We start from the raw sequence: 18,182 nt of genomic DNA on the forward strand, positions 1-18,182 counted from the left end.
CATGCTCCCCGAACTCGACTTCCCGACCGATCGCCACGGACTAGTCCGCCGCAAGGCCGCTCTGCGCAATAACATCTCCGACGGCCAGCTCGCAGCCGCGATCTCGGCCGGAATTCTCATCCGGTTGGCCGACGGGGTCTTCGCCGTCTCCAGCGACGAGCTCACCGACGGCGACGACGGGGGCGATCGCCTGTATCGCCTGCGGACCATCGCGGTCGCGACGTCGTCGAAGAGCACCGGACCGAGAGTGCTGAGCCACTGGTCCGCGGCCGCGCTGCACGGTCTCCCGACACTGAAACCCGACCACGAGCTGGTGCACTTCGCGAACGGCGGCACGAGCGGCGGATTCGTACGCGGGCGACGCCACGTTCATTCCGCATTCGTGGCGCCCGAGCAGACGATGTCGATCGACGACCTGGCGTTGACAACCCTGGAGCGGACAGCCGTCGACATCGCACTGAGCGGGACCTTCGCCCAGGGGGTGGTCGTGTTCGACGCCGCGCTCCGCCTCGGCGCCGACCGCGACGCGATGCGCAAATTACTCAACGGTCGACGTCGTCGAGGCGTCCGCGGCGCACGACAGGCGCTCTCCGTCGCCGACGGCCGTTCGGAAAGCGTCGGTGAGTCGTGGAGCAGAGCACAGATCATCGAGGCCGAGTTACCCATGCCTCGTCTCCAGCACACGTTCCACGTCAACGGACGCGACTACCGCACCGACTTCGATTGGGCGGCGACTCTGATCGGCGAGTTCGACGGGATCAACAAGTACGGTATGCGTCCCGGCGAGACTGCACGCGAGGCGCTGATCCGAGAAAAGAAGCGCGAAGCCGATCTCGCACTCCTCCACGCGACCCTCGTGCGCTGGACATGGGGAATGCTCGAGCGCGACGAGATGGTGCCACTGGTGCGCACCAGGCTTCTCGATCTCGGGCTGATGGCCGCATGACCCCCACAACGCACATTCCCGCGAACCAAGTCCGTTGCCGCGACCGAAATGTCGGTCGCGGCAACGAATCGAGTTCGCGGGAATGCGAGTAGATGTGGCCAGAAACTAGCTGGTGCTCTTCTTGGCCGGGGTCGACTTCTTGGCGGTGGTCGACTTTGCCGGAGCAGCCGTGGTGGTGCGCTTGGCGGCAATCTTCTTGGCGGGCGACGCATTTGCGGTGCGCGCCTTGCCCTCGACCGCGCCTGCGGCACCGTCGATCTTCGATGCTGCGGTCGCGCTACGAGCCTTGGCGGTCTTGCCGGCCTCGGCGACCGCCGCGCTTGCCTCGTCGAGCTTCTCGTTCACCTCGAGAGCAGCCTCTTCGACCTTGCCGTTGAGATCGTCGACGGCGTCGTCGAGGGCATCGCCGGCTTCGCCGACGCGGGTGCTGACCAGCGTGGCGAGCTTGGAAGCCTGCTCACCCACGGCGCGAGTCTGATGCGAGACCACGCCGAGTGCGTCCTCGGTCAGGTCGACGGCGTCGTTGTAGGTCTTCTCCGCGCGGGTCAGCCCCTCCTGCACGATCGGCTGCTGCCACAGACGGCCGACAGCCTCTTCGCCGCGCTCGGCGAGCGAGGTGTAGACACTCGTGGCGAACTCGACGTAGCCGTCGGCGAGCTTGCGCAGCTCCTCCGGCGACAGCTTGGTGCGCAGGTCGTCGATGGTCGACTCGATGGTGCCCGGAAGTTCCTCGGGCAGAGCGTTCAGACGGCCGCGGGTCTCCTCGAAGCGGGTCTGGGCGGTCTCGCCAGCAGCCTCGGTGCGCTCCTTGATCTGCGTGACGGCGTCGCTGACCTGCTTGAGTGCAAGGTCGCCCGCGCCAACCACGGCATAGAACGGGCTGGGCAGATTGCGTTCGGTGGTGGTCATGGCGATCTCCTTAGTCAATTGGTCACCAAAAAAGGTTGCAGCACAAGGCATATCGAGGAGGCAACCACATTGTCGCTTCTGGTCTCGATAGGTGCCGCACCAGCACTTGTAGTGGTTCCATAAGCCAGTATGCCACGTTTGCTAGCTATTGCAAGCAATCTGCTAGCACTATTTGCGGAATCGCTGTGATACCGCCCACACTCAGAATCGCGCCTGCGGATCGTCGGCGTATCGATAAAAGCCGCGGCCCGACTTCTTGCCGAGGTGCCCGGCCTCCACCATGCGCAGGAGCAGCGGAGTCGGTGCGTACAGCGCCTCTTTCGATTCCGCATACATGCGGTCGGCGATCGCTGTGACGGTGTCCAATCCGACCATATCCGCAAGCCGCAGCGGACCCTTCGGATGCGCGCAGCCGAGCACCATGCCTCGGTCGACGTCCTCGACGTCGGCGAATCCGTTCTCCACCAATCGAATTGCCGACAGCAGGTACGGCACCAACATCGCGTTCACCACGAACCCGGACCGATCGGCAGACGCAATGACCTGCTTGCCGAGCACGGCGTTGGCGAAAGCCTCTGCGCGCGTGACGATGTCGGCATCGGTATGCAACGTCGACACCAACTCGACGAGCGGCAGTACCGGCACCGGGTTGAAGAAGTGCAGACCGATCACCCGCGCCGGATTCTGGGTGGCCATGCCCAGCGTGATGATCGGAATCGACGACGTGTTGGACGCCAGAACAGCGCCGGGATCGCACACTATCTTGTCGAGGGCCGCGAAGATCTCGGTCTTGACGCCCTCGTCCTCGACGACCGCCTCGCAGACCACCTGCCGATCGGCGAAATCGTCGAGTTCGGTGGTGAATCGCAGTCGCATCGACGCCTGTTCAAGTTCCCGCTCGGTGAGCTTGCCGCTCGACACTCCCCGCTCGAGCGAGCGCAATATCCGCGACCGACCGCCGGCGACGAGTTCGCGCGAAGGTTCGTAGACCAGTACGTCGGCATCGGAGCGAGCGCACACCTCGGCGATCCCCGCACCCATCTGGCCCGCACCGACCACACCGACACGCCACGCCTCAGACACACTCGCTCCGCTCAGATTTCGTTTGGTGACAACAGATCTCGCGGGCACATGGGTAACTCGCCGGGAACGCCCACGAGTGCCGAATATGCCAACAGGCGGCCCGCAACGTAAGTCGCGGGCCGCCTGTCGATTCGCAAAAGCTCCGGAGAGGCGGACGAGTCCGCAACGTAAAGCTGCGGGCCGCCTGGGCTGGAGCAGACCTCGAAGAGGCGGACTAGTTCCTAGTGGAACTGGCCTTCCTCGGTGGAGCCCTTCAGAGCAGCGGTCGAGGTGTTGGGGTCGACCGTGGTGGCGATGCGGTCGAAGTAGCCCGCACCGACCTCGCGCTGGTGCTTGGTGGCGGTGTAGCCACGAGCCTCAGCAGCGAACTCGCGCTCCTGCAGGTCGACGTAAGCGGTCATCTGCTCACGGGCGTAGCCGTAGGCCAGATCGAACATCGAGTAGTTGAGGGCGTGGAAGCCGGCGAGGGTGATGAACTGGAACTTGAAGCCCATCGCGCCGAGCTCGTTCTGGAACTTCGCGATGGTCGCGTCGTCCAGGTGCTGCTTCCAGTTGAAGGAAGGCGAGCAGTTGTAGGCCAGGAGCTGGTCGGGGAACTCGCTCTTGACGGCCTCGGCGAACTGGCGAGCCAGCTCCAGGTCGGGCTTGCCGGTCTCCATCCAGATGAGGTCGGCGTAGGGAGCGTATGCCTTGGCACGCGCGATGCAGGGCTCGATGCCCTTCTTCACGTTGTAGAAGCCCTCGGTGGTGCGCTCACCGGTCACGAACGGCTTGTCGCGCTCGTCGACATCGGAGGTGATGAGGGTTGCGGCCTCGGCGTCGGTACGAGCGACGACGACGGTCGGGGTGTTGGCAACGTCGGCAGCGAGGCGAGCCGAGGTCAGGGTGCGGATGTGCTGCTGGGTGGGGATGAGCACCTTGCCACCGAGGTGGCCGCACTTCTTCTCCGAGGCGAGCTGATCCTCCCAGTGGGTGCCAGCGGCGCCGGCCTTGATCATGGCCTTCTGCAGCTCGTAGACGTTGAGGGCGCCACCGAAGCCGGCTTCGCCGTCGGCCACGATCGGCACGACCCAGTTGTCGACCGAGTTGTCACCCTCGACGCGGGCGATCTCGTCGGCGCGCAGCATCGCGTTGTTGATGCGCTGCACGACGGCCGGCACCGAGTTGGCCGGGTAGAGCGACTGGTCGGGGTAGGTGTGGCCGGAGAGGTTCGCGTCACCGGCGACCTGCCAACCCGAGAGGTAGATGGCCTTGAGGCCCGCGCGCACCTGCTGCACGGCCTGGTTACCGGTCAGCGCGCCGAGCGCGTTGATGTAGTTGTCGCTGTTGACGCCTTCCCACAGGATCTCGGCGCCACGACGAGCGAGGGTGTGCTCCTCGACGACGGTGCCCTGGAGCTCGGCAACCTGCTCGGCAGTGTATTCGCGCGTGATGCCCTTCCACCGCGGGTTGGTGTCCCAGTCCTGCTGGATTTCCGCGGCGGTGCGGGGCTTTCCGACGTTGCTCATTAGCCACTTCGCTTTCGTTGTGCTGCTCGTCCCGATCTCCCGAGACGAATGCTTGTCCGGCTCACAGAGACCGGGGCCTATCTGGACCCGGCCGAAGCTGCCAAGGAATTGCACCCAGGCCGGATGATGTCAGGCCTCCGAGCGCGCGTCGCGTCCGCAAATGTGATGACCACCACAGGATGGGGTCGGAGTTTGCGAACTCTTCGGCACTTCCCGGAAACGCCTGACTCAAGGGTGCCACACCGAAAACACGCAGGTCCAATCCCCTTTGACTGCAAAAATGCGCCAACCATGTGGCGAAGATTTGCAAATTTTGCAAATCTGGAGATGTGAAGAGTCGTCAGCGGAGCGTTAAAAAGTACGCGCGTACTGCGTTTTCTCCGTGCGCTCCGCCGACGGTCGGCATGCGCAGGAGCATCAACCCGATGCCCGCTGGAAAGACTCCCGACACCTCACATGTGGCGTGTTTCACACCGAGGTTCCAGGTGCACCCGGCCGCGGCCTGGCCTCGTCACCGCGCGGTCGGTCATCTCGCGGCCGCTTTCAGTGCTGTGCCGAACAGATCGACGAACGCCGACGACGACATCGGCTCCACCGCGTCGGCAGGCGGATTCTGCGCCCGGCCGCCCGGACCGTTCACCGTGAGACTGACCGTGAGCACCGAACCTCCTGGACGCTTCACGAGCGCATATCCGACAAATCCGACCTGCTTTCGCACTGTCGAATCCGGCAGCGTCGTCGACACATCCGATCGCGAGAGAAAAGCACGTTCGACGCTGAGTCCGCCGGGACTCTTCGCGACCTCCGGCGGGTCGGGCAGCGTCGTCGACTCGGTGGTGACCGTCGCACCCGCAAGACTTCCCGCCGCAACAGTGGTGTGCGTCCTACGGCACTGCGCAGTCCTCGTGCGGATGTCGTCGTCGATGTCGCGTCGAGCAGTGGATACCAGCTCGACGAGCCCGACGTCGGCCGCGCTCGCTGCCAGCACCGCAGAGTTCGACGCGCTGACCTTCTCGGTGAACGCCGTGTCCGCAGTGGCGCGGCACTCCTGTGGCATCACGGTGTCGGCGCGTGCCGCGACCAGTTGCGCACGGTCGGAGTCCACGAGGTCGGAGACGGTCAGTTGCGTCGTCGCGAAACCCGACGGCAACTGCGCGGGCCGAAGCAGCAGATCGGCGGGAGCGACGGCCGCGGCGGTCGAGACCGCGTCATCGTCGCCGCATCCGGCGAGTGTTGCAGCAACACAGGCGAGCAGCGTCGCTGCCACCCACCGTCGAACCCACCGCGCACGCACGGGGTCACCGTACCCTGAGCGGGTCCGACGACATGGCGACCTATGGACTGCGGTGAGCTATGAACAGCAGTGAGCTATGAACGGCGGTGACCTATGAACAACAGGGCCTATGTCGGATCGCGCTTACGTCAGCTTCGCTCCGAACGCGGGCTGTCGCAGGTGGCGTTGGCCCAGACGCTGCGCATCTCCGCGTCGTATCTCAACCAGATCGAACACGACGCCCGCCCGCTCACCGCATCGGTGCTGGCGCGGATCACCGAGGCATTCGGAGTCGACGGCGGGTTCTTCGACTCCCAAGACGACGTGCGACTCGTCGCGGAACTGCGTGAGGCGCTGCTCGACGACGACATCGAGGCCGCCCCGACGACCGCCGACCCCCAGGAGATCGCGGCGATGGTCTCGGCCCACCCCGACATGGCGCAGGCGATGGTGAATCTGCATCGCCGGTATCGGATCGCGATCGATCAGCTCGCCGCGGCGACCGACGAGCGCAGCGACCGCGCCATGCGCGGATCGATCACCGCACCCCACGAAGAGGTGCGCGACTATTTCTACCAGCGCCGCAACTACATTCACGCACTCGATGTCGCGGCAGAAGAGCTCAACGCACGCATGCGGATGCACTCGGGCGACGTCCGACGGGAGATCGCCGACCGGCTCGAACGCGTCCACGGGGTGACGATCGCCCCGCGCGTCGACCTTGGCGACTACCTCCTGCACCGATTCGACCCCGCGACACGACGTCTCGAGGTCTCGGCCGCGCTGTCGGCCGGCCAGCGCGCATTCAAACTCGCCGCAGAACTCGCGCTCGTCGAATTCGACGATCTACTCACCGAATTGGTCGAGGAGGCGAACTTCACCAACGATGAGGCCCAGGCGCTCGCGAAGACCGGACTGGCCAACTACTTCGCGGCCGCAGTCCTGTTGCCCTACACGCAGTTCCACGGCGCGGCAGAGGATTTCCGCTACGACATCGAACGCCTCTCGGCGTTCTACGCGGTCTCCTACGAGACCATCTGCCACCGACTCTCGACGCTGCAGCGCCCGAACCTCCGTGGCGTACCGTGGTCGTTCGTCCGCGTCGACCGTGCGGGAAACATGTCGAAACGCCAGTCCGCCACAGGATTTCACTTCTCGTCGAGCGGCGGCACATGCCCACTGTGGAATGTCTACGAGACGTTCGCCTACCCCGGAAAGATCATCACGCAAATCGCCGAAATGCCCGACGGCCGTGACTATTTCTGGGTCGCCCGCACGGTGGAGAGGCGGGCCGTGCGATACGGCCAGCCGGGCAAGACGTTCGCGCTCGGACTCGGCTGCGAGCTGCGACACGCTGCTCGAGTCATCTACTCGGACGGACTCGAAATCGGCCCTCAGGCGCGAATCACGCCGATTGGTGCGGGATGTCGTGTGTGCGAACGACAACATTGTGCGCAGCGCGCATTCCCACCACTCGGCTCGAGCCTACGTGTCGACTCCCATCGCAGCAGCGTGTCGCCCTACATGTCGCTCTGACACAGTCGACGCAGTCGCTTTGACGCAGTCACACTTTCTCGACAACTCTTCTTGTCGCACAAGCGGACCCCGGTCCGAGGGTTACAGATCCATCACAGGTCATACGTCGTAGCCATTTGTGGATCAATCGATCAGGATGCGCCCTATGGTGGGCGCGGGAGAGGGGAAGCAGCCGTCGGGGGTGCTTCCCCTCTCCCGGTCTGGAGGCACGACGCCATGCGTTCAACACGGCGACATTCACCACGGCGAAACTTTGCTGTCGCCGCCTTCGTGCTGGCGTGTGTTGTCGTCCCGAGTGCACCGGGCATCACTGCCGCGGACCCGCCGAACATGATGGGCATCCCCCAGCAGGTCCCCGATGCCATCGACCACGTGGTACCCGCACCGCCCTTTCCGCATCTGTCGAGAATTCCGTTGCGCGCACAGTCACCCGGATTATCTTGGCGGACACAGGAATTGCGCGAGGCCACGCTCCCTACCCCGACCGGGGATCCCATGTTCGACCGCTGGCCGTCGAACCTCGGTTCCCTTCGCCCCGGCACCGTCATCGCCACGCGCGACGTGACCGCATCGGCCGCGCCGGTGGTCACCGCGCCGATTGCGTCGGCAACGCTCATCAAGTTCCGCAGTACGGACGCAGTCGGCACACCAAGCTTCGGTACCGCGACGCTGATCACCCCTACCGCTTCCGCACCTGTGCGCGGACCCAGGCCGATCCTCGTGAACAACCTTCCCATCGATTCACTCGGGACCGCGTGCAACCCGGGTTACACCCTCGCTCACGGCTTTTCGATCGCAAGTGGCGTGACAGACCTACTGCCTCCGACGACGCAGCTCGCGCTTGCGCACGGGTATGGCGTGCTGATCCCCGACCACCAGGGGCCGCGGATGGCATACGCAGAGCCCGTCGTCGCGGGTCACGTCGTGCTCGACTCCATCCGCGCAGCGTCGAACCTGGAGCCGAAGATGTTTGGACACAGCGCAATTGCGATGAGCGGATACTCCGGCGGCTCGATCGCCACGGCCGGTGCGGCGAAGCTCCTGGCCGGGTACGCGCCTGAACTCGCCCCGCGCGTCGTCGGGGCAGCACTGGGCGGCGTGCCTGCCGACTTCCGGATGCTCGTCGGCAGTATGAACGCCAACCTCGCGACGGGACTGTTCCATGCCGCGACGTTCGGCATCGCCCGTGAGCGGCCCGAGATCCTCACCATGGCCAACAATCCGGCTCAGTGGATTGCGTCGTCGCCGTTGAAGAACGTGTGCGTGATACCCGAGGCCCTCGCGGGCGCGACATTCATGCCGATGCAGCTCATGGCAAACGTCGGTGATCCGTTCCACTCGCCCGTCGCAGAACACGTCTACCGCGTGACACAGATGTCCGACACCCGATCGGTGGTTCCGCTCTACATCTACAACGGCGCCCAGGAGTGGTGGATACCGGCCGCCGGGGCGCGCAGCCTGTTCGTCGAACAGTGTCGACTCGGCGCGAACGCTCAGTACCGTGAGGTGCTCGGCGAGCACCTGACCGCTGCCGTGATCGGCTTTCCGGACGCGATGAGTTGGCTCGACGCGCGACTACGCGGCTCACCTGCACGCGGCGGCTGCCCACGTCGGTGACTGTTCAAGCGCTGATCGGTTCGGGCAGTGACGTGTTGAGGCGGCGATGGGTTCAGTAGACGAGCACGCGCACGTTCTCGGCGACGCACGCGGGTTTCTCGACGCCGTCGATCTGCACCGTGCTGCGCACCACCATGGTGACCCCGGCGGGGCTGTCGTCGATCGAGACGATCTCGGCGTTGGCCCGGATTCGCGATCCGACCTTGACCGGGCTGGGGAAGCGGACCCTGTTCAGTCCGTAGTTGATCACCAGCTTGGGCCCGTTCACGGTGAAGATGTCGCCCGCCAGCAGTGGGAGCAGCGACAGCGTCAGGTAGCCATGCGCGACCGTCGCACCGAACGGCCCGTCATTCGCGCGCTCGGGGTCGACGTGAATCCACTGGTGATCACCGGTCGCATCGGCAAACGCGTCGATGCGCTCCTGGGTGACCTCCAACCAGTCGCCGTACCCCAGATCCTCGCCGATCGCCGCTGTCAGCTCTGAGATGCTGTTGAACGTCCGTGGTGTGATGTCCGTCATGAATTCCGTAGTCTACCGTTGCGATCATGACGACCAGTGAAGGTGACGTGGCAACCGGTCCGCGTGTTGCGCCCGGAACATTGAGCGACCTCGGACTCATCAACTGGGTGTTCGCGAGGGGCGCGGCACGCGTCATCGGGGTGCGCGACGCTCACGTCTTCTCCACTCTGGGGCGCACGCGCGGGCTCTTCCGCGCATGGCTCTACTACTCGAGCAGGCTGATGCCGTTCGGCTCACTCTCGCGGCGCGAGTCCGAGATGGTGATCATCCGCGTCGCGCACCTGCGCGGCAGCGACTACGAACTCGACCACCATCGCCGCCTCGGCAAACGCGCAGGCATCGACGACGCCGAGCTCGCACGGATCATCGCCGGACCCGACGCCGGCTGGGGTGACCGGGAGAAGTGGATGCTGCAGTCCGTCGACGAATTGATCGCCGACAAGGACATCAGCGAGACCACCTGGACGTCGTTGCGTCGTCATCTCGACGAACGCCGGGCCATCGCCTTCGTCTTGCTCGCGCTGCAGTACGACTCGTTGGCCACCACGCTGCACACCTTGCGGGTTCAGCGCGACGAACGCGTGTGAGGTTCCCACGATGACTTCGCTGGCCCAGCGGGCCATGAACAATCCACTGTTCAGCGAAGTCTATGAACGACTGTGGCGACCGGCGTTCACCCGACTGTTCAGTTTCGGCGGGTCCTCGACCGAGGTCGCCGATCGCGCACTGGTTGCGCATCTGGCTCGACCCGGTGAGCGCAGCATCCTCGACGTCGCGTGCGGCCCGGGCAACTACACGCGGCGGCTGTCAGCGGCGCTCACCGGCGACGGCCGTTGCGTCGGCATCGACTTCTCGCCGACGATGCTGGCCAAGGCCGCGGCCACCAACAGCGACGAACGAGTCGCCTACATTCGCGCCGACGCACATTCGATTCCGTTCGGCGACAACACCTTTGATTCCGTCGTGTGCCTGGCAGCGCTGTATCTGATTCCCGACCCGCTGCCGGTGATCGACGAGCTCGTACGGGTCGCCACACCAGGTGGCGAGGTGGCCGTATTCACTTCGGTCGTCACCAACCTGACCGGACTGCCGGGCGTCCGAACCGTCACCGCGCTCACCGGGTATCGGATCTTCGGCCGCGCCGAGATCGTCGATCGCCTGCGGGCGGCCGGAGCGGTCGACGTCGAGCAGACCATCACCGGGCAGGGGCAGTTCATCCTCGCCCGGCTACCGGCCGACGAAGACCGCCCCTGAATGTGTGTTGAATCGAAGGATGTGTGTGCTGCAGCACCCACATCCTTCGATACGACACATATTTAGACGCCCAGCTTCGCGCGCCGTCGACCTCTGACGCTCAGATCGCCTGCGGCGCGCGGGCTTCGGCAGCGCGCACCAGCGGCGCCACTCCCTCCGCGAACCAGTACGCCTCCTCGATGTGCGGCTGACCGGACAGGATGAAATGGTCGACGCCGAGCGCGCGGTACTGACCGATGAGGTCGGCCACCTCGGCGTGGCTGCCCACAAAAGCGGTGCCGGCACCGGGCCGCACCAGTCCGTAACCCGCCCACAAACCGGGGTATACCTCGAGATTCGCGAGGTCGGCGTTCAACGACAGTTGTCGACGCTGACCCTCCGACTCGGACTGCAGAAGCCGTTCTCGCGCAAGGGCAATCACGTTCGGGTCCATGCGGTCGACCAGCTTGCGGGCTTCCGCCCACGCCTCTTCGCGCGTGTCGCGGGTGATCACATGCGCACGGATGCCGAATGAGAGTGTCCGGCCGTACTTCGCGGCCCGGGCACGCACGTCGTCGATCAGTGCGGCTACCTTGTCCGGCGGTTCCCTCCACGTGAGGTACGTGTCGACGTGTGCGGCAGCAACCTCCCGCGCGGCGTCGCTTGCGCCACCGAAGAACACGGCAGGCGCTGGTTGCGGGGGCCGTGCCACGGTGGCCCCGGTGACGTCCAAATACTCGCCGACGAAGTCGTACGGTGTGCCCGACCACGCCCCGCGCACAATCTGTAGGAACTCCGCGGTACGGGCGTACCGTTCCTCCTTGCTGAGGCGATCACCGAAGCGCTCCTGCTCTTCCCTGTCGCCGCCGGTCACGATGTTCAATGCCAATCGCCCACCGGACAGTTCGGCAAACGTCGCGGCCTGCTGGGCGGCCAACGTCGGCGTGATCAATCCCGGCCGGAACGCGACGAGGAACTTCAGCCGAGTGGTCTCCTGAATGAGCGCCGCGGTGGTCACCCACGCATCCAGACACCAGGTTCCGGTCGGGGTGAGCACCGACTCGAATCCCAACTTCTCGGCGGTCTTGGCGACGAGAGTCAGGTACTCGAGATCGGGGGCACGGTGTGCCGACGCGGTGCCGAGGACACCGGACGACTGCAGCGCACCGAACACCTCTCGACCGTCGCCCGACGTCGGCAGAAACCAGTGGAATGACGCACTCATCGGGCAGGCTCCTCAACAGCTGTCGCATTGGTGTCTCGGCTTCCGACGCCGAGGTGGCCGAGCACTCGTTCACGCAGTTCGACGACGCGCTGATCATCCCGATGGCGGGGACGCTCGACGTCGACCGCGACGTCGTACGCGATGGCGCCGTCCTCGAGGACGAGCACTCGGTCGGCAAGCACCACGGCCTCCTCGACGTCGTGAGTGACGAGCAGCGCGGCGAATCCGTGTGTGCTCCACAGCCTTGTGAGCAGTGTGTGCGCTTCGATCCGGGTGAGCGCATCGAGTGCACCGAATGGTTCGTCGAGCAGTAGTACTTCTGGATTGCGCACCAATGCGCGAGCAAGCGACGCACGCTGGGCTTCTCCACCGGAGAGCGTCAGCGGCCAGGCGTCGACGCGATGCGATAGTCCGACCTCGTCGAGCGCCGTCACCGCCCGCGCTGCGGCATTGCCGCCGGAGAGGTTGAGCGACACGTTCTTTCGGACGCTGCGCCACGGCAGCAGCCTCGGCTCCTGGAATGCCACCGCGCGCGATCCGTCGACCTCGAGTCGGCCACCGTGCTGGTCGTCGAGCCCGGCGATGATCCGCAGCAACGTCGACTTGCCCGAGCCCGACCTGCCGACGAGTGCCACGATCTCGCCGCTGTGCAGTGTCAGATCGATGCCGTGCAGCACCTCGACGTTGCCGAAGGAACGTGTGATCCCCTGTGCACGAACAACTGTCTCGCCGCTCATCGACTCACCCTCCATCGGAGCAGCCATGCCTCGAGGCCGCGGACAATCGAATCACTGAACAGACCCAGCAATGCGTAGATCACCAGTCCGAGGACGATGATGTCGTTGCGGAAGTAGGTGCGCGCATTCATGACCAGGTAGCCGAGCCCGGCGTCGGCGTTGATCTGCTCCGCAACGATCAGCGACAGCCACGCGACACCGAGGGACAGACGAAACCCGGTGAGGGCGCTGGGCGTCGCTCCGGGAAGAATCACGGTGCGTGCCAATCCGATTCGCCCGAGACCCACCGAGCGACCCGCCTCGATCAGTTTCGCATCGACGCCGTGGATACCCGACACCAGATTGAGGTACAGCGGGAACAGTACGCCGAGCGCCACCATGTAGACCTTGGGCTCCTCGCCGATACCGAACCACACGACGAACAACGGGATCAGCCCGAGGAACGGCACAGTGCGGAGCATCTGCAGTGGCGGGTCGATGGCCAGATCCGCGATCCGGAAGAAGCCGACGAGCAGACCGAGCGCGACTGCCAACACCACGCCGAGCGCCAGGCCGATGCCGACACGCTGCAGCGAAACACCCAGCGCCGCTTGCAGTTCGCCTGTGCCCCACAGTTCACGCGCCGCCGCCCACACCTGTGTCGGCGGAGACAGCTTGCTGGCCGGAATGACACCGTTGGTCGATAGCACCTGCCAGGCGATCAGCAGGACGAGCGGTGAGATGAGGCGCAGCCACGGACCGACCGACAGGCGCGTGCGCCGTCGGGTCGACGCGCGACGACTGCCTGCGTCGGCGTCACCCCGGATCGCGGTGGCCGAGCCCGCGACTGCCCCCGTCATCAGTTCGTGCCCGCGAGTGCGCCGTTGAACTGGTTGTCGAAGTAGTCGGCGGCCTTGGGCTTGTTGGGGATCACCTTGGCGTTGGCGAACAGGTCGATGAGATGCTGATGCTTGGCGATCTGCTCATCACCGATCGGGACCAGAGAACCGGACGACGTCGAGAACGTCGCTCGTGCAACGGGTTCGGGGAGCTTGGTGAGTTTGCTGTAGATCGGAATCCACTGGTCCTCATGGGTCACCGACCACTTGTTCGCTCGCGCGAGACGGCCGACGAGATCGCTGATCGCCTTCTGCTTCGCCAAGTCGCCGAGCGACGCCGAGGAGGCGAGGTAGTACGCCTGCTGGGTCACCAAGCCTTCGCCGTCGGAGACGACCTTGGCGCCGTGCTGCGAGATCGCCACTTGCGCAAACGGATTCCAGACCGCCCAGGCGTCGACCTGGCCGTTGGTAAAGGCCGAGAGGCCCTCGGTGGGCGTGAGGTAGGTCTGCTGGATGTCACTGGGCTTGAGGCCCGCCTTGTCGAGGAGCGCGAGCACGAGTCCGTTGGAGCTCGATCCCTTGGTGAAAGCGACCTTCTTGCCTTTGAGGTCGGCGATCGACGTCACCGACGAGCCGCTCGGAGCCAACAGGAAGTCGCCGGGCTTCTCGCGTGACTGGACCGCCACGATCTTCAGGGGCGCACCGCTGGCCTGCGCGAAAACCGGTGGCACATCGCCGGTTCCACCGATGTCGACCTTGCCGGCCGCTGCGGCTTCGAGCAGTGGCGGACCCGACTCGAACGAAGCCCAGTCGATGTCGTAGGGCAGGTCTTTCAGCTCACCGGATGCTTCGAGGAGCGACTGGGTCTGCTTGACCTGATCGCCGACGGTGAGGGTGATGCGTTGCGCCGATGCCGACTGGCCGCCGCTACCCGAATCATCGGACGAGCATGCGCTCACAGACAGCGACAGCGCAGCCACGAGCCCGACGGCCAATGCGCCCCAACGTTTCCTCGACACGGTACTTCCTTTCCAGACCACCCCCGCGGGTGTCGATGTTGGGAAGAATTGTCGGCGCCGACGTGGCGATCACACCAATCGCCGCCACCGCCGCACTCCGCTGGCGAACGTATCGGCCCAGCTCAACTGCGCCGCAAATACTTCCACTCACCGGGACTGAAATGCACGCGTCGATCAGCGCAGCTCGACGCCGATCACAGCTCCCGATAGTCGCGGACCGACATTCGGTGCCCCCGACGCGGCGCCCAGGTGCCGTGGAGTTCGGCCATGCGCACGATTCGATAGCGTTGGCCCGCATAGGGTTCCAGCAGCTCCAGCATCCCGGCGTCGTCGACCTTCTCCCCGATCAGCGTATGGCCGATGAGAGCCGGGATGTGGTAGTCGCCGACCGGGACGACGTCGGTGTCGCCGACGGCTCGCGCTCGGGTTTCCGCGACAGTCCACGGGCCGACTCCGCGGAGCACCTCCAGCTTGTCGTGGTGACGTTCGACGTCCAGTGCCGTCGCACCTCTGATGGTGCGCATCCGCACGGGCTCTGCACCACTGCGATGCCACTCCCACACCGGAATCCGCGCCCAGTCGGCCCGCGGGGGTGGCACGCGCATGTCGCGCGGAACCGGTCCCGGAGCGGGTTCGCCGAACCGCCTGAGTATGTGCCGCCACGCCCGCCACGCCTCGGTCCCGACGACCTTCTGCTCGAGGATCGCCGGCGCTAGCGCCTCCCACACGCGGCCGCTGCTGCCGATACGCAATCCGGTCGACGCCGCGACCAATCGAGCGACGGCAGCGTCTTTCGGCACCAGTGCGGCCGGGTCGTCTGAGGCGCCGAGCATGTCCGGCATCTGCTCGAGTAGCCACGCGGCGCCGGGACCCCAGGCACGCCCGCGGATCGTCGAACCGTCGGTGGCGACGGCCAGCGTGCCCGGTCCGTCCGGAGTGTGTACCGCGCGCCAGATGGAACCGTCGGCTCCGTATCGGAAAGCCGGGTCGCCGCTGCCACGCCGGTGCAGCCCGAGCGTCGCGCGGACGTCGACCGGTTGCAACGGTGTCCACAAGCGTGTGGCCTCGCCCCTGCTCATCGGTTTCTCCCTGCCCAAGCCTTCCTGCCCGCGCCTCTTCGACTGTAGTCGTCGTGTCCGACATCGCTCGGATAGCACACTGGCGCCGTTGGGGGCCGTGCGACCCGCGCCGGTTGGGACGTAAGCCTCACGATCGGCGTCGCTGACCAGCGCACACTCGGGTCATGAGGTACTCGGAACCCATCACCGTCGGCATCGACGGTTCGTCGAACGCATTGGCAGCGGCGCGCTGGGCAGCGCACACAGCATCTATCCATCAGACGACCCTCGACATCGTCTTCGCAGTCGAGGCGGCATCACCCCCACTGATCGAGTACGCCGTACCCGAAACATTCTTCGACGCCGCGCGCCTGGGCGCCAAGGCCGCGCTCAATGCGGCGACGGAGGTCGCCCTCGACGAGGACCCCGATCTCGCGCCGCGCACGCACATCGTCACCGGTTCGCCGCGTGGCGAGTTGCTCGCGCGCTCGCGGGCGTCGTCGATAGTGGCCGTCGGCGCGTCCGGGACCGGCCGTCTCACAGCGGCTTTCATCGGGTCGACCGCGTCAGCGCTGACGTCGCACTCGGTCTGCCCCCTCGCGGTGATACGCGAGAACAGCGACGACGTCGGACCCAACGGTCGGGTCACCGTCGGTGTCGACGGTTCTCCCGAATCACTGGAGGCGCTCGATTGGGCAGCGCACGAGGCGACCGATCGAGCTGCTGAACTTGTCGTGCTCTCGGCCTGGGACGCAACGGGTTTCGACCACTCGCGTAAAACGTTCACCACAGCCGCACACCAGATCGAAGGCACACTCGCCGTACCTGTCGAAGCGATCAAACGACGCCTGCCCCGCTTGCGCGTGACCACACAGATCGTCGACGACGCTCCGGTTGCCGCACTCACCAAGGCCTCGGCCGAATCCGACGTCGTCGTCGTCGGCAGTCGCGGGCGCGGCGGATTCACCGGGCTTCTACTGGGATCGACGAGCCAACGGGTTCTGCATTCAGCCCAGTGCCCCCTGATCATCGTGCCGTGATTCCCGCGCCGTGACTCTCCTACCCTGAAGCCTCGTCGCTGAAGAGACGCGAGCCGGAACCGACATTGTCGTCGGTCCCGGCTCGCGTGTATTCGGTTGTGCTGCAGGGTGTTCTACAGGTTGATCATGTGCCCGATCGCGCCGTGGCTACACGACGCAACGCGCGGCTCACAGGTTGATCATGTGCCCGATCGCGCCATGGCTACACGACGCAACGCGCGGCTCACAGGTTGATCATGTGCCCGATCGCGCCATGGAACGTTTCTTGCATTGCTTCGCTCATGGTCGGGTGGGTGTGGACGTTACGGGCCAGTTCCTTGGCCGTCAGGTCCCACTTCTGCGCGAGCGTGAGTTCGGGCAGCATCTCGGAGACGTTGTCGCCCACGAGATGTGCGCCGAGAAGCTCGTCGGTGTCGGCGTTGGTGAGGAGCTTGACGAAGCCCGCGGTCTCGCCCATGCCGCGTGCCTTGCCGTTCGCGCTGAACGGGAACGTGGTGGCCTTGACGTTGAAGCCCGCGTCCTTGGCCTGCTGTTCGGTCAGTCCGAACGAGGCGACCTGCGGCTGGCAGAACGTCGCGCGCGGCATGAACCGGTAGTCGCCGAGCGTCATGGTCTCGGCGCCCGCGATGGTCTCCGCGGCGACGACGCCCTGCGCCTCGGCGACGTGTGCGAGCTGGAGCTTGGCGGTGACGTCGCCGATCGCGTAGATGCCGTCGACGTTGGTGCGCATGAAGTCGTCGATTGCGATGGCGCCGCGATCGGTGAGCTCGACGCCGGTGTTCTCGAGTCCGAAGCCCTCGACGCGGGGAGCGAAGCCGACCGACATGAGCACGCGGTCGACGGTGACCTCTCCGTCGTTACCCTTGGCGTCCTTGTAGGTGACGGTGACGTCGTTTCCGTTGTCGGTGACGGTCTGGACTCCGGTGGAGGTCAGGACCTTCACGCCGAGCTTCTTGTACTGCTTGGCGATCTCCTTGGAGACGTCGATGTCTTCGTTGGGGAGCACGCGGTCGAGGAACTCGATGATCGTCACGTCGACGCCGTAGTTGGCGAGCACGTAGCCGAACTCCATGCCGATCGCGCCCGCGCCGACGATGACGATGGAGCCGGGCAGATCGCGGGTGAGGATCTGGGTCTCGTAGGTGACGACGTTGTCGGAGAGCTCGACGCCCGGCAGGAGCTTGACCACCGAGCCGGTGTCGATGATGACGTTGTCGAAGGTGATCTCGCGGTCGCCGACCTTGATGGTCTTGGCGTCGACGAAGGTGCCGTAGCCCTCGATCTCGGTGATCTTGTTCTTCTTGTTCAGGTAGTGCACGCCCTTGGCGCTCGCGTCGGCGACGCTACGACTGCGGTCGAATGCCGAGCCGTAGTCGAAGGTCACATCCCCGGACATCCCGAACGTCTTCGACTCATGGTTGAAGATGTGGGCGAGTTCGGCGTTGCGCAGCAACGCCTTGGACGGAATACATCCAACGTTCAGACAGACACCGCCCCAATACTTCTCTTCGATGATGGCGGTGTTCATGCCCAACTGGGCGGACCGGATCGCGGCCACGTACCCACCTGGACCTGCTCCCAGGACAACTGTTTCAAAGTGATCAGCCACGACTGCCAGCCTACGACTAGGGCCAACCTGCGCGCAGAACGTCCCCCGTAC

At 65.4% G+C, this 18,182-nt stretch carries 17 protein-coding genes; 6 read left to right on the forward strand and 11 right to left on the reverse strand.

What is annotated here, in order from left to right:
• Window position 1 precedes the first annotated feature (1 nt).
• Window positions 2–946, forward strand: coding sequence for a type IV toxin-antitoxin system AbiEi family antitoxin domain-containing protein (locus tag A5777_RS15290; protein ID WP_064863288.1), 945 nt, complete (start codon window positions 2–4; stop codon window positions 944–946).
• Window positions 947–1,051: 105 nt separating this feature from the next.
• Here A5777_RS15290 and A5777_RS15295 read toward each other — a convergent pair whose 3' ends face one another.
• From A5777_RS15295 to A5777_RS15310, 4 genes are all read right to left on the reverse strand, one after another.
• Entirely contained in the window at window positions 1,052–1,855 is an 804-nt protein-coding gene (locus A5777_RS15295) for a hypothetical protein (RefSeq protein WP_064863289.1), read from the reverse strand.
• Window positions 1,856–2,056: 201 nt separating this feature from the next.
• Entirely contained in the window at window positions 2,057–2,938 is an 882-nt protein-coding gene (locus tag A5777_RS15300) for a 3-hydroxybutyryl-CoA dehydrogenase (RefSeq protein WP_197502392.1), read from the reverse strand.
• Window positions 2,939–3,159: 221 nt separating this feature from the next.
• Window positions 3,160–4,446 carry an isocitrate lyase gene (gene aceA, locus A5777_RS15305; protein WP_005209419.1) on the reverse strand — a complete coding sequence of 429 codons (1,287 nt, stop codon included), beginning with the start codon at window positions 4,444–4,446 and terminating at the stop codon, window positions 3,160–3,162.
• A 526-nt stretch (window positions 4,447–4,972) separates the two neighbouring features.
• A complete protein-coding gene (locus tag A5777_RS15310) occupies window positions 4,973–5,740 on the reverse strand; it encodes a hypothetical protein (protein WP_064863290.1) in 768 nt (255 codons plus the stop codon).
• Window positions 5,741–5,833: 93 nt separating this feature from the next.
• Between A5777_RS15310 and ramB the strand changes: the two genes are divergently transcribed.
• Together ramB and A5777_RS15320 are read left to right on the forward strand one after the other, a co-directional pair.
• Window positions 5,834–7,255 (forward strand): acetate metabolism transcriptional regulator RamB, encoded by a 1,422-nt coding sequence (ramB, locus tag A5777_RS15315; protein WP_005209421.1) that lies wholly within the window; start codon window positions 5,834–5,836, stop codon window positions 7,253–7,255.
• Between the two features lie 216 nt (window positions 7,256–7,471).
• Window positions 7,472–8,872 (forward strand): lipase family protein, encoded by a 1,401-nt coding sequence (locus A5777_RS15320; RefSeq protein ID WP_231895081.1) that lies wholly within the window; start codon window positions 7,472–7,474, stop codon window positions 8,870–8,872.
• Between the two features lie 52 nt (window positions 8,873–8,924).
• On the opposite strand, the gene A5777_RS15325 is transcribed toward A5777_RS15320, so the two are convergent.
• Window positions 8,925–9,392, reverse strand: coding sequence for a MaoC family dehydratase (locus A5777_RS15325; protein ID WP_005209425.1), 468 nt, complete (start codon window positions 9,390–9,392; stop codon window positions 8,925–8,927).
• A gap of 26 nt (window positions 9,393–9,418) precedes the next feature.
• Between A5777_RS15325 and A5777_RS15330 the strand changes: the two genes are divergently transcribed.
• Both A5777_RS15330 and A5777_RS15335 read left to right on the forward strand, forming a co-directional pair.
• On the forward strand, window positions 9,419–9,979 hold the full coding sequence (locus A5777_RS15330) for a carboxymuconolactone decarboxylase family protein (RefSeq protein WP_039857059.1): 561 nt from the start codon (window positions 9,419–9,421) through the stop codon (window positions 9,977–9,979).
• Window positions 9,980–9,989: 10 nt separating this feature from the next.
• Window positions 9,990–10,646, forward strand: coding sequence for a class I SAM-dependent methyltransferase (locus A5777_RS15335; protein ID WP_005209428.1), 657 nt, complete (start codon window positions 9,990–9,992; stop codon window positions 10,644–10,646).
• A gap of 100 nt (window positions 10,647–10,746) precedes the next feature.
• Here the strand turns inward: A5777_RS15335 and A5777_RS15340 are convergent, their stop codons facing one another.
• The 5 genes from A5777_RS15340 to A5777_RS15360 form a co-directional block, all read right to left on the reverse strand.
• Window positions 10,747–11,850 (reverse strand): LLM class flavin-dependent oxidoreductase, encoded by a 1,104-nt coding sequence (locus A5777_RS15340; protein WP_005209430.1) that lies wholly within the window; start codon window positions 11,848–11,850, stop codon window positions 10,747–10,749.
• Complete coding sequence (locus A5777_RS15345) at window positions 11,847–12,587, reverse strand: ABC transporter ATP-binding protein (RefSeq protein WP_005209432.1); 741 nt, start codon at window positions 12,585–12,587, stop codon at window positions 11,847–11,849. The genes A5777_RS15340 and A5777_RS15345 overlap by 4 nt, the downstream gene beginning before the upstream one ends.
• On the reverse strand, window positions 12,584–13,426 hold the full coding sequence (locus tag A5777_RS15350) for an ABC transporter permease (RefSeq protein WP_005209434.1): 843 nt from the start codon (window positions 13,424–13,426) through the stop codon (window positions 12,584–12,586). Before A5777_RS15350 ends, A5777_RS15345 begins: the two co-directional genes overlap by 4 nt.
• Window positions 13,426–14,424 carry an ABC transporter substrate-binding protein gene (locus tag A5777_RS15355; RefSeq protein ID WP_005209436.1) on the reverse strand — a complete coding sequence of 333 codons (999 nt, stop codon included), beginning with the start codon at window positions 14,422–14,424 and terminating at the stop codon, window positions 13,426–13,428. Before A5777_RS15355 ends, A5777_RS15350 begins: the two co-directional genes overlap by 1 nt.
• A 194-nt stretch (window positions 14,425–14,618) precedes the next feature.
• Window positions 14,619–15,503, reverse strand: a complete 885-nt coding sequence (locus A5777_RS15360; RefSeq protein WP_064863306.1) for a DNA-3-methyladenine glycosylase family protein — start codon at window positions 15,501–15,503, stop codon at window positions 14,619–14,621.
• A gap of 164 nt (window positions 15,504–15,667) precedes the next feature.
• Here A5777_RS15360 and A5777_RS15365 point away from each other — a divergent pair, with 164 nt between their 5' ends.
• Window positions 15,668–16,522 (forward strand): universal stress protein, encoded by an 855-nt coding sequence (locus tag A5777_RS15365; protein WP_064863291.1) that lies wholly within the window; start codon window positions 15,668–15,670, stop codon window positions 16,520–16,522.
• A 223-nt stretch (window positions 16,523–16,745) separates the two neighbouring features.
• Here A5777_RS15365 and lpdA read toward each other — a convergent pair whose 3' ends face one another.
• The gene (lpdA, locus tag A5777_RS15370; protein WP_082933692.1) at window positions 16,746–18,131 is read right to left on the reverse strand and encodes a dihydrolipoyl dehydrogenase; all 1,386 of its coding nucleotides are present in this window, start codon (window positions 18,129–18,131) and stop codon (window positions 16,746–16,748) included.
• Window positions 18,132–18,182: the final 51 nt, after the last annotated feature.

It is taken from the genome of Gordonia sp. 852002-10350_SCH5691597 (genome assembly GCF_001665715.1).
Taxonomy (GTDB): domain Bacteria; phylum Actinomycetota; class Actinomycetes; order Mycobacteriales; family Mycobacteriaceae; genus Gordonia; species Gordonia sputi.

Bases quoted from the DNA above. Each gene is read 5' to 3' on its own strand.
- aceA (WP_005209419.1), bottom strand. From the start codon at position 4,446: ATGAGCAACGTCGGAAAGCCCCGCACCGCCGCGGAAATCCAGCAGGAC.
- A5777_RS15295 (WP_064863289.1), bottom strand. From the start codon at position 1,855: ATGACCACCACCGAACGCAATCTGCCCAGCCCGTTCTATGCCGTGGTT.
- A5777_RS15290 (WP_064863288.1), top strand. From the start codon at position 2: ATGCTCCCCGAACTCGACTTCCCGACCGATCGCCACGGACTAGTCCGC.
- ramB (WP_005209421.1), top strand. From the start codon at position 5,834: ATGAACAACAGGGCCTATGTCGGATCGCGCTTACGTCAGCTTCGCTCC.
- A5777_RS15345 (WP_005209432.1), bottom strand. From the start codon at position 12,587: ATGAGCGGCGAGACAGTTGTTCGTGCACAGGGGATCACACGTTCCTTC.
- A5777_RS15330 (WP_039857059.1), top strand. From the start codon at position 9,419: ATGACGACCAGTGAAGGTGACGTGGCAACCGGTCCGCGTGTTGCGCCC.
- A5777_RS15365 (WP_064863291.1), top strand. From the start codon at position 15,668: ATGAGGTACTCGGAACCCATCACCGTCGGCATCGACGGTTCGTCGAAC.
- A5777_RS15335 (WP_005209428.1), top strand. From the start codon at position 9,990: ATGACTTCGCTGGCCCAGCGGGCCATGAACAATCCACTGTTCAGCGAA.
- A5777_RS15350 (WP_005209434.1), bottom strand. From the start codon at position 13,426: ATGACGGGGGCAGTCGCGGGCTCGGCCACCGCGATCCGGGGTGACGCC.
- A5777_RS15325 (WP_005209425.1), bottom strand. From the start codon at position 9,392: ATGACGGACATCACACCACGGACGTTCAACAGCATCTCAGAGCTGACA.
- A5777_RS15320 (WP_231895081.1), top strand. From the start codon at position 7,472: ATGCGTTCAACACGGCGACATTCACCACGGCGAAACTTTGCTGTCGCC.
- A5777_RS15340 (WP_005209430.1), bottom strand. From the start codon at position 11,850: ATGAGTGCGTCATTCCACTGGTTTCTGCCGACGTCGGGCGACGGTCGA.
- A5777_RS15360 (WP_064863306.1), bottom strand. From the start codon at position 15,503: ATGAGCAGGGGCGAGGCCACACGCTTGTGGACACCGTTGCAACCGGTC.